Below are 12,793 nucleotides of genomic sequence, written 5' to 3'. Positions count from 1 at the left end.
AGCATGCAGATATCCTCCATCTATGACACAAATGCCAAGCAGTGGAAATCACGGCTGGCTGGACTGCTTGAGTTTATAAGAGCGCATGGGGAGAAGCGAATCACAAACCAAGCTTGCAAAGTACTGGCCCGATTAACACCGGATCAGTTGTCAGAGCCGGGTATCTCGCTGCTTGTCGCTACCGTACGCGGTCAGAATGGGCGCCAGCTCGCAGGAGTCAGCTTCGTATCCGGTTTCGGTGCAGAAGCCTGTCTTGTCGCTGTGCACCCCTTCTACCGGAATAGACATACCGGCACTGCCTTAATGGCTGCCCAGCTGAAACGCCTCGGGCATCTGCAATGCAGTGTTGCCTGCGACAATACTGCTAGCCTAAAGATGTGCTTCAATATCGGCCTTGCTGCCGACACACTTACCACTGGTCCTACCGGCAAGCCAACATTACTGCTCCGGTCACCCCATCATACCGGCAGCACTACTATTTCTCCACAAGAAGGTGAACTCCTGTGCCAGAGCCCGTCTTAGGCATTCTTACTTTATATATTAACGAAGCCAAGCAGCTTGAAGAAAAGGCCGTGTACCGGAGAATGATCGTCGAGGGCAAACGAATTGGCTTGGATGTCTTTGTGTTTACCCCCATGGATGTTCATCCCAGCAAAGAGCAGATCCATGCCCTTGTCTTTGATCCCAAGAGCGGAAAATGGTCACGCAAATGGCGTTCTTTTCCGAACATGATTTATGACCGTTGCCGTATTCAGCGCAGCTCACGCTTTCAGCAACTGCTTCGTTTCCGAGAACGCTACAATCATCTGTTATTTCTGAATCGTCCACTGCGCAACAAATGGACCATTCACCAAACATTCTCACAAAAAAGCCGTTTCCGGCAGCATATGCCAGAAACTTTACTCTATCAGTCCTCTGCCGACCTGCGCCGGATGCTGAAAACCAATTCAGTAGTCTATATCAAGCCGGCAAACGGCACAGGCGGACGTGGCATTCTCAGAATTGAGAGAATGAAGGATGGGCGTGGGGTATATGATATTCAAGGCCGTCGCCAGGATCGCCGAATCATTCCCACCCGTAAAGTCTCTTCTACTCGGCTGGATTCCATCGTACGGCAATGGTGTATCGGCGGACGTTTCCTTATCCAACAGGGGATCCCATTACGTCTGCCGGGCGGACGTTTCCATGATTACCGGATGCTCGTTCAAAAGAATGGGCAAGGTGTCTGGGAACTGACAGGTATGGCAGCACGAGTCGGTGCAGCGCGGAGTGTAACCTCCAATCTTCATGGCGGTGGTCATGCCGTTCGAGCGGAAACGCTGCTGAAGGAATGGCTGGGTAGTCAGGATAAAACCGATAAGGTCATGAAGACTGCCGAGAGGTTAGGTCTTGATGCCGCAGCCTTCTTGGAAGAAAGTTACGGAGCCTTATGTGAGCTTGCATTGGACCTCGCCATTGATCGCGAAGGTAAAATTTACGTGCTGGAGGTTAATCCAAAGCCCGCCCGTGAAGTGTTCGCAAGATCAGGTGACGGAACCACTTACCGCAAAGCCCTGCTTCGCCCTCTGGAATACGCGCTGTGGCTCTACAATAACAAAGGAACCCCGAGCACAGCTAAAACGACTGAGGAATAAAAATTATCATAGTAGTCATCAAAAAAAGACGCCACTAGCTCGTATTAATACGAAGCACAAGAGGCGTCTTTTTCGATTTATTTGGCCAATGATCCCTGCAGGGAACCTGCATCGAAGTCCGGCTGTGCTTCGATATCGGTGTCACCTGCGGCTTTGGCTTTTTCAAGTGCCGCATTATAGCGAGCATTCAAGTCCTGAAGCTCTTTATCTAAATCTCCACCACCAAAAATATATCTATTGAAGACATCAACCTTCTTTAGTCCTTCCAGACGTCCTTCACTAATGACCATCGGAGTCGCTGGATAAATTCCGTCTAACTTCGTAGGCAGAAAATCTTCAATTCCTGCAATGTCTGGTGCCTTGGCAACAGTAGCAACCGATGGAATAACCGAAACCCCATACCCTGCTTCCTGGTAAGCAATCTGCACATCATCACTGTACATCCATTCAATAAACTTCCAAGCTTCTTCCTTATGCTTAGAATCCTTGCTCATAGCCAAATAACTTCCTGCAATAACTTGGCTGACCCCCTTCTGCTCCCCGTCAATGGTTGGAGGAATCGCAGCTGCCCAGCGAATTTCAGTTGGGAATTGGGTTTTGTAGACCGTCGGCTCAACGGAATGGTTGAAATACATGCCGATCTTGCCTTGAGCGAATTGCGCACGCAGCGGGTCGATATCAAGCGATTCCGATCCTGGCATCATGCTTCCATCCACCTTAATCTGCCGCAGCGCCTCAGCAACCTCTTTATAGACGCTAAAATCAAATTGCCCCGTCTGGAAGTCGAAGCCCTCTGTGCCCTTAGTCTTGCTAAGTGTTGTTATTGGATAAGCGATACGCTCAAATCCGCTGGTACTTTTAAAATTACCCGCGAAGCCGTAAGCGCCTATATCTTTTCCCGCTGCCGTAATTTTCTTGGCATCCTCGACCATCTCTGCGAGTGTGGTAGGCGGCTCTGTAATGCCAGCCTTCTCGAACAAATCTACGTTATAAATGAGGCGCCAGAACTGACCGATATTGGGAAGGCTATATATTTTGCCGTCAACGGTATTTTTCTCGTTGATAAGTACGTTCTCGAACCGGCTCTTCATCTCTGGTGAAATGTAGCTATCAAAAGATTCCAGATACCCTCTTTTGACCCACGTTGGCACGTTATAAGTATCCACCCGGAGAATATCAGGCGCCTGCATGCTGGAGAAGGCAATATCCACCGACTGCGTATAGTTCTCTGCCATAACCTTCATTTCAATCTCGATATTGGGATTAAGACCTTCATACTCGCTGATCTTTTGCTCAATAAAATCAGAATCATGACGATCAATGGTCCAGTAGACCAATTTTGTTTTTTCGGAGTTTGTATTGCTGCTGCTTACCTCCGTATTAGATTCGGATGATGAACAGGCGGCCAACGAGCCAGCCAGCATCAGCGAAACCCCAGCTAATATCCATTTGTTTCTTTTCATCTAAAATGCCTCCCTTTTCTTTTGAAATCGCATTCATTTCTTAAGAAAATTATAATTCCACTGCCCTTTTATCAGTGAAGGAGAAAACAACTGTCAATGGGAGACGAAATCACTGTTTCCCTCCACTTTGGGCAAGGTATATTTTGCACGAAAGTCAGTCGGCGTCATTCCGGTGTATTTTTTGAACTGCTCTGTAAAATAGGGTCGATCCTCATATCCCAAAGAGATGGCAATATCCTGAACCTGTATGCCTTCCAGCACCAGCTCCTTGGCTTTGTCCATTCGTCTCCCGATAATATATTGGGCGAGTGTCATCCCCGTCTCCTTTTTAAAAAGATTGGAGAAGTAGCTAGGACTAAGATGCACCTCCCGTGCACAGTCGGCGACGGATAGATTTCGCTGCAGATTTCCATTGATATGAGTGATGGCCCGATCCACAAGCATACGCGCGTCACTGCATTGGCGTTGTTGCAAATACGTACAGCCCAAACGGCAAAATTCCCGAATCTGGCGGCTAAGATCTTCAAAAGAGACTGCACTGCTCATGTCTGCAAGCTTATTTTCCAGAGTTTTAACTTCCGAATCCGTTGCTTTTTCCGAAAAAATCCGATGGATAGAATGAGCCAGTTCAAGACATAACGTCTTAACGATGGACGGGTTAGGCGTTGCCGGTGCAGTAATCCAATCATGCCAAATATGATCCAGCTGCTCCTCTGCTTTGGACAAATTCGCCGAACGCAGACAATAAAGCAATTCTTTCTCCTTGTCATATGAGTATCTGGGTAGCACGGCATTCACGACTGCATCTTCAACATAGGTGTACACGCTGTTCCCACCATTTAGAAAGGTGTTCGCAAGTGCAGACAGCGCCTGCGCATAGGAAGCAGAAAGCTGCCCTACCTCCTCCACCTCTCCACCCAGTCCAATGGATACCGTCTGGTACGTATACCGATGTACATTTTCCCGGCATTTCTCTGCAAGTTGCTCCATATTCGGCTCCGCCAGAGGGTTCATCACAATAACGAACTGATTCACATTTTCCCGGAACACAATACCCCGAGTGTATTCGGATATTGTATTTTCCAAAATATTCTGTACGGCAAAGCGGATTAATTCCACTTCGGAAACCGTAAGTTCTGATGTACGTTCCACAAAAAAATCCACTTCCGCTACCATCACGCAAAAGTTATGGTTATTCATCTCGATATTGTAAAAATCCCACTGCTGGCTCAAGTGCTGCTGCCTAGTGCCGTAACGGATGAGCAGACGCATATATTCCTGACGCAAATAAGGTAAGCTCTCGCGCAGCTTTTGTTCCATGCCCATCATCTGCTCAGCTTGACTGCGTTCCCGTTCCAACACTTCTTTGGCCTTCAATACGGATTCAAGCACTTGAACCTTGGTATACGGTTTTACAATCAGATCAAAGGCACCCAGCTTAACTGCTTCCTGGGCATAGGTGAAATCAGAATAACCCGTCAAAAAAATCAGTTTGATGCCTGGCTGCTCGGCTTGGATGCTCCGCATCATCTCTAAACCATCCTTAAAAGGCATTCGGATATCCGTCAATACGATGTCAGGACGATGCTTGCGGATCTGCTCCAGACCTTCTTCCCCGTCTGCCGCGGTGGCCGCGATCACAATCCCATGTTCCTCCCAAGGAATCCGCTGCGACAATCCGCGGACCACTGCAGGAATATCATCAACAATACATATTTTAATTGAATGGGTGCTCAGGATTTATTCCCCCTTCCACAGGAATGGATAGAACAGCTTCGGTTTCAACACGCGGACTGCTTCGAAAGACCAATCCGGCTTCTTTGCCGTAGTACAGCTGCAGTCGGCTACATATATTAGACAGAGCGTAACCTCCACTGCCGTTCGGCTCCTTCAGCCAGGCATTGAGTTTCTCCGCATTCATGCCGGTTCCGTTATCGGTAACCCGGATGAGCAGTGTGTTTTTGGCTACTTCTACAGAGATCCGGATCACTCCCCCTCCCCTTAATTCCTTAAGGCCGTGCAGGATTGAGTTCTCCACCAAGGGCTGAATAATAATTTTCAACACAGGAAGCTCCAGCAGTTCCACTCCGGCATCAATTGTATAGTCAAACAACCCTTCGTAACATTGCTGCTGAAGGTTTAGATACTGGCGGACATGTTCCAGTTCCTTGCCTAAGGTCGTAATTTCCTGCCCGTTGTTCAGTCCCAGCTGAAACAGTGCAGACAGCGAAATGACCATCTGTTTCACATCTTCATATTCATCCATCTCACATTTCCAGAAAATCGTGTTTAATGTGTTATATAAAAAATGAGGCTCGATCTGCGCCTGAAGCGCCTTGATCTCCGCTTTTCTCTTTTCTTTTTCTGTATCCTTGACTTCAACAATCAACTCACCAATCCGGTCTAACATCTGGTTAAATTTGCGTCCCGCCTCCCCAATCTCATCCTGGAAAGGACTCTGGAAGCGTGCACTGAGATCCTCTTGCTCAACACGAGACATCGTCCGTTGCAGTTTCAGCAGCGGTCCCAGTAGCAAAGCGGACAGATACCTTGCAAGGAAAAGCGCGATGACGATACATGCCGCCATGATCATCAACACCAGCCATTGAATACTCCGAACAGGTTGCAGCAGTTCCTTTTTGGACAGGTAGCTGACCAACACCCAGTCTTTTGCGTACCCTGAACTGGCATAGCTGAGCAGCATTGGCCCATCCCCAGCAGAATATTCAAAATTACCCCGGTCCGCTTCCCTCAGTTTGTCCAAAAACACAGAGTCCCGAGACCATTCCGGACGTCTCCCGTCTCCGAAGACGCTTGTTCCCTCTTTATTGATCAGTAAAAAACGCGCGGAGCCAAGACTCCCGCCTCCACTTACAGTATCTTCAAGAATGTCCTCTTTTACATTAACAATCAAAAATAGATCAGGGACATAATTGTCTGTAAGCGGCTGCAAGACTAGGGAAATAACATGGTGTTTCCCGGCAAATAGCTCGTCCCGATGACTCTCCACCCAATTGGATTCAGGTTTCTCCTTAATCCGTTGGTACAGCGAAGATTCTAGAAATGGGGTCAAAGTTCTGCGCTGATTGCTGGTAGAGTAGAAATCCCCGTCCGGCGTACTGATCAAGATAGATTCAATGGAGTTTTCCGTCAACTCTACCTGCGTGAAGGGCGCTTGCAGCATAGAAAAATTGGCAAAAAAACGTTCCATATTATGAGCTTTAATATCCCGGATGGTCTGCTGATAAGCTTCGCTCAACATCATCGTGGAGGAAGCCACAATGATTTGCTTTAACTTCTGGTCCAGGACATTGATTGACTGAGTCAGCACATTTTGATTTAACTCGACAGAGTTACGCTCCATCGCCCGAGAAGCGATGGAGTAAGCCAATAAACCGGTGACAGAAATACAGAATACCGTCAGTGCGGTAAAAGATAGCCATATTCTTTTCTTCAAAGAGGTACGATAAACCCAGGCCTTCAGCATGTATTCACATCCTTCTTGAATAGCTGTCCGAAGCCCGCCCCGAATTTAGCCCTTTACAGAGCCAGCTGTCATCTGCATGAACGATTTGTTAGCGAAAATATAGACAACAATCATTGGCAACATGGACAGACATGCACCCGCGAGCATCAATTGAGGTTGCGCCGCATCGCCGATACCATATTTTAGCCCCGCCAATCCTACGGTGAGTGTCTGTAATTTTGGCTGTGTCATGGTAAAAACCAGCGGCAGAATATATTCGTTCCATGCTCCGCGGAAGGTCCAGAGCGCCGTGACTCCAAGGGCGGGTGTCAGAAGCGGTAAGATAACTCGAAAGTATACGCTATAGAAATTACAGCCGTCAATAAAAGCAGCCTCATCCAGATCCTTCGGAATCGCTCGTACAAAACCAATCAACATAAAAAATGCCGTGGCATGCGCACTAATCAGAATAATAATGACACCCCATAACGATTTCTGTAGATTAAGCGCTACCATAAGGTCAAATTGCGGCCGAAGCACCACAGCACCGATCGAGATAAACAGCGTGCAGGACTGAATTACAACATATATACGTTTCCCGTAAAAATCTACTCTCGCTACCGCATATGCGGCCATCGTTCCAATGAATAGAGTGCCTAAGGTGGTAAAGATACTGATAAACACACTGTTCCATGTAAAGCGGGCAAAGTTAGCCGAATTCCAAGCCTGCGCGTAGTTTCCAATCTGCCATGACTTAGGCAGCAAGGTGGTTCCTGTCGTCAACTCCAGATTGGTCTTAAGGGATCCAAAAAAAGCCAGAATAATCGGAAACAACGCAAAAGCCGCCACTATAAGTAGAAAAATCCACAGCAAGGTCCGGGACAGCACCGCTCGGGTCTTGAAGGACCGGACAGGCTGGACCGAAGTGTTCTTCGTCTCCGCATGTAATGTACTCACTGTTCATTCTCCTCTCTTTTAATAGATATCATTTAGCTTTTTAGATACATAAAAGTAGACTAAGGTAATCAGACCTACAATAACTGCTGTGGCAAAACCAACCGCACTACCGTAGCCAAATTGCTGAATGCTTGTACCCCCACTGGATACAGGGAAGAACAGCTTATACAGGTACAGGTACATAACTTCCGTCTTGCCATAAGGACCGCCTTCGGTAAGCACCATAATACTCTCGTAGCCTTTTAGGGAGGCGGTAATAGCGAGCATAATGATCATTTGCAATACAGGTCCGAGCATGGGAACGGTGATGTTCCACATTTTTCTGAAAGGTCCAGCTCCATCTATAGATGCCGCCTCATAGAGATCCTCAGGAATGTTCTGTAAACCAGCGATAAAGAGCAGCATATAGTTACCGATAGCCCCCCATATCGCAATCATAATAGCTGTTAGTAAGGCATATTTCGGCCCTAGCCAATCTATCGGAGCGGAAATAATTCCAGAGCCGACCAATAGCTGGTTAACCATCCCATTGTATGAATTAAAGATAACGTAGAATACGATGGCCATAACCGAAGCACTGATTACGGTCGGCATAAAGTAAATCGCTCTTAGCAGCTGCCGCCCTTTCAAAGCACGATTGAGGACAACCGCCAGTAAAAATGATAATGGCAAGGTGATGAGCAGCTTGCCTCCAGCGTAGATAAAGGTGTTGACCACTGACTTCCAGAATTCCTGATCCCTTAATAAGCGCTCGAAATTCTCCAGCCCGATAAACAAGGGTTCGCCGAAACCCTGGTAATCATAGAACATGTACTTCAGAGCCCAAAAGATCGGATATACTCCAAAAACCAGCGTCAGAATCAAACTGGGAGCAACGAAGGTCCAGGCGTTAATTTGACGTTTTGATAAATTCATTTATTGTTCCTCCTGTCCATTGGACTAAGCTTATGTCCTTAATGATAATTCTATCCGTTCGTAACGGTTAGGGAGAAAGCGACTGCGCTTGGGGGAGAATTTCACTTTTTCAGTTGCTTTGTCCCCTTTCCTTCATTTGTTTATCTATCCCGTCCTTCGTAAAGCCACGTTTATACTAATTAAGAGAAAGCTCACCCACGAACCATGACTACTTTACAAGGAGGTTAGAACTACCGATGATTTCAGCATATGGTGGCGGTACACGCCCCTTCGGATGTTATACCGAAGGAGAGCTGGAGGGCATACGCCTTAGAATCGAACAGCTTCCCAAGGTCCAGCAAGAGTACGAAAGACAACAACAGCTGTCTGAACAATTTGCCAGCCGAGAAGCTGCTGCGCCCCTCCATAAACTCGGCGTGTTCCGGGTAGAACCCTTTGTTTTTAAAACCCCTCCCAGAACGGCCTTCCTCAAGCTTTCTGTACAGATTCGGGGAAAGGGCACGGCGCGCATCGGGGGCTTGCGTCTGACTCATTCGCAGCTTGGCTTGCCGGTTGAACTAGCGAATGGCGGTCTAGAATCTGGGATGCTGGGGTGGAGTCAAGACCGAGAAAACGGAAGCACAGTATATCTAGAGAAATTGGCCAGCTGGCAGCAGGGTCTCCAGCCATCTGGTGTAACCCCATCTGGCGCTAGTCTGGCAGACGATTTGCAATGTATCTGCATCAGTAATGAGGAAGTGAAAGGATTGACAATCCTTCATTATGGAGAGACCATACCTGTATACGAAGGTGATCATTACAGCGTGCAGACGGCGCTCAGTCTGGAAGCTCCTCTGGGCGAAGGAATCTGCATCGGGGTCCATTTTCTAAATGCTGCGGGGCAGCCGTTAGGAACTGAGCTGCTCTCCCCGCTTTTTAATCGGCTGACACTTACCAATTGGGCCTACCTGCTGGAGGCTACGGGAGCGGACGCCAATATGTATATGATCACGGGTGAAAGTGAATTTGCGGTTCGAGCCAAGCAAAAGCTCCAGTACATGCTTGCCGATATGCGGGTAGGCATGGATATTTTCCGTAGAGACGGCTGGCATGACGATGATACTTACGGCGCGGTGCATATCGGGAGGGGGCTCGCTGCTGCTTCGGTAATCTACGATCAGATTGCTGGCAGCAGTGTATTCCTCACTGGAGAAGAAACCGAACTTCTCGCTCATTTCCGCTATATCGCAGACATGATGATGGATACCCACTACTACCGGTTTGATCTGGAGACCTTCCCAGATGAAAAGGGGGGAAAACGCAGTAATTGGAATGCCGACCGGGCAACCGGACTGGGTGTATATGCCCTCCTCTTTCCCAATGAAAAACAAAGTGAGGCATATCTTGATCATGCCCTCTCTGTCATCAACTGGCAGCTGGCAGAAGTGGTGGATTCAGACGGCGCGTGGCCAGAAAATATTCGCTACCATGGCGCAGTATTGCATCGCTATTTTCTTTTCTTCGTCCTATTAAAGCGTTTGAAGGGCATTGATTATTTCAAGCATGAGAAGGTAAAGGGCATGTACCGTTTCCTAATCGGCACAGTGACTGCACCAGATATTATTCAAGGCGGCTCTTCTGGCTCCCCCATCCTGCTTACACCAGCGGTCGGCGATGCCAATGTGCAGGAAAAATGGTTTCGCCTGCTTGGATATGCGGCCCCATTCTATATGGACGAAGACCCCCAGCTTGCCGGGGAAATGCTCTGGACGTGGAAGCACGGCGGAGAACCGATTGAGGATAGCGGCGCTTTTCCTCTGCCTCTGGTCGCGCTGTTATATCCACAGCCCGACTTAACAGAACAAAGGCCTGCACTCGACTCCGTACATTATCCCGATATCGGTTATGTCATCTTCCGCAACGGAGAACAGAACCTTCAGCATTATGCAATCTACGAGGCGTCTCCGCTGACTTATCACGCTCATCATGATGAAGGGCACTTCTCCATCTGGGCAGATGGTGTTCCAGTAACCCTTGATTCTGGAACGGGAGGTTACTATAACGGAGATCGGCATTGGTATGTGTCCAGCGCAGCTCATAATGTTGTTCAATTTACCGATTCATTCGGAAATTTTGCCAATGGCCCACTGCAAAGCACATGCAAGGAAGTACGCTTTTCAGAAGAGTTAGATCATGCCAGCAGTCTTATTCCAGAGGCTAACGCCAGAGAATATGAGCGGAATTTCTTGTTCATTAAAGCAGGCTTTAACGTCTACTTGATATGGGATCGAATTGAGGGAGCATCGAACAGCGTCTGGAATCTGCATACACTCAGTACTGATGCAAGTATAATGGAGCAATCCATTGATGCAGCTTGCCTGAACGGCAAGCACCTAAGCGCTTATATCGCCGAACCAGAACTTCCAGTGATTACAGTGGGAGAAGGCGCTGTCGCCGGGAATTATCCGCTGGCAGAGCAGCAACATTTCCGTGTTTATGGTGGTACAAGCGATTACGTCATTCTGCTTCATCCCCGGACAGAAGATGCTTCTTCACTACAGCTTGAACAGCTTGATTATGAAGAGGCTGTCGAAGGAGTACGCTTGTACAGGATATCCCGTACGGATGGAAAATGGTTTATCGCCGCCATCAACGGCACCAAGGAGGAACACCTTGTTACTGTTCCGGGTCCCGGACCGCTTAGGCTGCTCGGAGAATCTGAGTCAACATCCGGGCAACCTGAAGCAACCCAATTAAGAATTGAGGCAGGCAGAATTCACATCGCCATGCCCCGATAACTATATACAAGGAGGAAGATTAGAACATGAGCAATCTTGGAGTATGGGAACCAGCAGAACCGGGAGTTAAACGCTGTATCTTGAACGCTGCAGCCAGTCTGATGATGATGGAGGTTCATTTCGAAAAGGGAGCCGAGGGCTATGAGCATAGCCATCCTCACGAGCAGATGAGCTACTGTCTGCGTGGAAGCTTTGAATTTCGTATTGACGGCGAGAAGCATAAGGTAACCGCGGGGCAAAGTATTGCCATACCGCCAGATGCAAAGCACGGTGTAACCGCATTGGAAGCAGACTCTGCGCTGCTCGATGTCTTCACACCTATCCGCGAGGATCTGCTGAAACGCTAATAAATATATATCTGGCAGCAAAAAAAGGCCCAATCATTCCATTTCAGAGGGAATGATTGGGCTTCTGTTATTTTTCAGCTTGGTACCGTTCCACCTCAAGTGATGCTAATAACAATGGAGCGACGCCCATAGGCACATCCGACAATACGTCCTCAGAGATATAGTAATCGTATGAGCCATTACGGTCTTTGCTCAGACCCGCTCCATGACAGATCTGGTGCAGGTGCACACCTTGTTCATCCTCTTCAGTCAAATGCGTCAAAATGCCTTCATACCCTTGCAACATCGCCTCTATAAAAGAGGATTCCAGATAACCTAATCTTAGTCCCTTAGCCATCGCATAAACAAACATGCACGAGCCGGAAGCTTCAAGATAATTGCCTTTTCTCCCCGCTTGATCTAACACCTGGTACCAGAGGCCAGTCTCCTTGTCTTGAACCTCCAGAAGCGCGCCGCACATCCGCTGGAAAATGCCAATGATCGTCCCCCGCTGCGGATGAGTGAGCGGAAAATGCTCCAGGCAATCAACCACAGCCATCGCATACCAACCCATCGCCCGGCTCCAAAAATGAGAGGACAATCCGGTAGACGAGTCAGCCCATTCCTGCTCTTTGGATTCATCCCAGCCATGATAGAGCAGACCGGTCCGTGGATCACGGGTCCGCCGCTCAACCAGCAGCAGCTGATGCGCCGCTTCGTCAATCAGTTCAGGTCGTTGAAAAACCTTGCCGTATTCCGCTAGGAATGGCGATGCCATGTACAGCCCGTCCAGCCACATCTGGAAAGGGTATACCTTCTTATGCCAGAATCCCCCTTCGGAGGTGCGGGGATGTCCAATAAGCTGTGCGGCCAGCAAATGGGCTGCTTCAGCATACCGTTCTTCTCCGGTTTTCTGGTATAGCAAGAACAGGTTTTTCCCCTCGTTAATCTGGTCCAGATTGTATTCTTCCAGCCTGTAGGTACGGATGGAACCATCCTCTCCAATAAATGTGTCCATATGCCGCTCCATAAAGGAGACATACTCAGGCTGGTCGAGCTGAACACCCGCCCGGGCCATTGCCATCAGCAGCATGCCCGGAACATAAGCCCATCTTTCCAGCACATATTCATGCTCTCCCTGCTTGTTGCACCCTCCAAGAATCGTACTCGCGATTTTACTGGACAAGCGAACGGTTGTTGCTTCAGTTATAGACATCCTTATTCCTCCTTCGTTTGTCATCCATATGAAGTCTAA

10 protein-coding genes are annotated in these 12,793 nt (G+C 48.3%); 4 read left to right on the top strand and 6 right to left on the bottom strand.

The genetic code is table 11. The features are described from left to right. The first annotated feature begins 3 nt into the window (after positions 1–3). Both MHH50_RS09450 and MHH50_RS09445 read left to right on the top strand, forming a co-directional pair. A complete protein-coding gene (locus tag MHH50_RS09450) occupies positions 4–522 on the top strand; it encodes a GNAT family N-acetyltransferase (RefSeq protein ID WP_076124882.1) in 519 nt (172 codons plus the stop codon). Beyond that, positions 504–1,634, top strand: coding sequence for a YheC/YheD family protein (locus tag MHH50_RS09445; RefSeq protein ID WP_076281025.1), 1,131 nt, complete (start codon positions 504–506; stop codon positions 1,632–1,634). Before MHH50_RS09450 ends, MHH50_RS09445 begins: the two co-directional genes overlap by 19 nt. Positions 1,635–1,711: 77 nt before the next feature. Here the strand turns inward: MHH50_RS09445 and MHH50_RS09440 are convergent, their stop codons facing one another. The 5 genes from MHH50_RS09440 to MHH50_RS09420 form a co-directional block, all read right to left on the bottom strand. Beyond that, complete coding sequence (locus tag MHH50_RS09440; protein ID WP_340034233.1) at positions 1,712–3,097, bottom strand: extracellular solute-binding protein; 1,386 nt, start codon at positions 3,095–3,097, stop codon at positions 1,712–1,714. Positions 3,098–3,190: 93 nt separating this feature from the next. Continuing rightward, complete coding sequence (locus tag MHH50_RS09435) at positions 3,191–4,807, bottom strand: response regulator (RefSeq protein WP_256717495.1); 1,617 nt, start codon at positions 4,805–4,807, stop codon at positions 3,191–3,193. A gap of 7 nt (positions 4,808–4,814) precedes the next feature. Further along, complete coding sequence (locus MHH50_RS09430) at positions 4,815–6,584, bottom strand: sensor histidine kinase (RefSeq protein ID WP_340034232.1); 1,770 nt, start codon at positions 6,582–6,584, stop codon at positions 4,815–4,817. 45 nt (positions 6,585–6,629) lie between these two features. Beyond that, positions 6,630–7,451 carry a carbohydrate ABC transporter permease gene (locus tag MHH50_RS09425; protein WP_254847647.1) on the bottom strand — a complete coding sequence of 274 codons (822 nt, stop codon included), beginning with the start codon at positions 7,449–7,451 and terminating at the stop codon, positions 6,630–6,632. A gap of 87 nt (positions 7,452–7,538) precedes the next feature. Continuing rightward, positions 7,539–8,435: a sugar ABC transporter permease gene (locus MHH50_RS09420; protein ID WP_038569654.1), complete on the bottom strand. Its 897-nt coding sequence runs from the start codon at positions 8,433–8,435 to the stop codon at positions 7,539–7,541. A gap of 236 nt (positions 8,436–8,671) precedes the next feature. On the opposite strand from MHH50_RS09420, the gene MHH50_RS09415 reads away from it, so the two are divergent. Beyond that, a complete protein-coding gene (locus MHH50_RS09415; protein WP_340034231.1) occupies positions 8,672–11,212 on the top strand; it encodes a heparinase II/III family protein in 2,541 nt (846 codons plus the stop codon). A 26-nt stretch (positions 11,213–11,238) separates the two neighbouring features. Further along, positions 11,239–11,559: a cupin domain-containing protein gene (locus MHH50_RS09410; protein ID WP_036683993.1), complete on the top strand. Its 321-nt coding sequence runs from the start codon at positions 11,239–11,241 to the stop codon at positions 11,557–11,559. Positions 11,560–11,626: 67 nt separating this feature from the next. Here MHH50_RS09410 and MHH50_RS09405 read toward each other — a convergent pair whose 3' ends face one another. Next, entirely contained in the window at positions 11,627–12,754 is a 1,128-nt protein-coding gene (locus MHH50_RS09405; RefSeq protein ID WP_076278570.1) for a glycoside hydrolase family 88 protein, read from the bottom strand. Between the last annotated feature and the right edge of the window lie 39 nt (positions 12,755–12,793).

Source organism: Paenibacillus sp. FSL H3-0302, assembly GCF_037982245.1.
In the GTDB taxonomy this organism is placed as follows: domain Bacteria; phylum Bacillota; class Bacilli; order Paenibacillales; family Paenibacillaceae; genus Paenibacillus_AQ; species Paenibacillus_AQ odorifer.
Note: the sequence above shows the minus strand (reverse complement) of the source record. Positions and strands in the feature narration are given on the sequence as shown.

Coding starts and splice junctions, on each gene's coding strand:
- MHH50_RS09450 (WP_076124882.1), top strand. CDS start 4: ATGCAGATATCCTCCATCTATGACACAAATGCCAAGCAGTGGAAATCA.
- MHH50_RS09440 (WP_340034233.1), bottom strand. CDS start 3,097: ATGAAAAGAAACAAATGGATATTAGCTGGGGTTTCGCTGATGCTGGCT.
- MHH50_RS09430 (WP_340034232.1), bottom strand. CDS start 6,584: ATGCTGAAGGCCTGGGTTTATCGTACCTCTTTGAAGAAAAGAATATGG.
- MHH50_RS09420 (WP_038569654.1), bottom strand. CDS start 8,435: ATGAATTTATCAAAACGTCAAATTAACGCCTGGACCTTCGTTGCTCCC.
- MHH50_RS09415 (WP_340034231.1), top strand. CDS start 8,672: ATGATTTCAGCATATGGTGGCGGTACACGCCCCTTCGGATGTTATACC.
- MHH50_RS09410 (WP_036683993.1), top strand. CDS start 11,239: ATGAGCAATCTTGGAGTATGGGAACCAGCAGAACCGGGAGTTAAACGC.
- MHH50_RS09405 (WP_076278570.1), bottom strand. CDS start 12,754: ATGTCTATAACTGAAGCAACAACCGTTCGCTTGTCCAGTAAAATCGCG.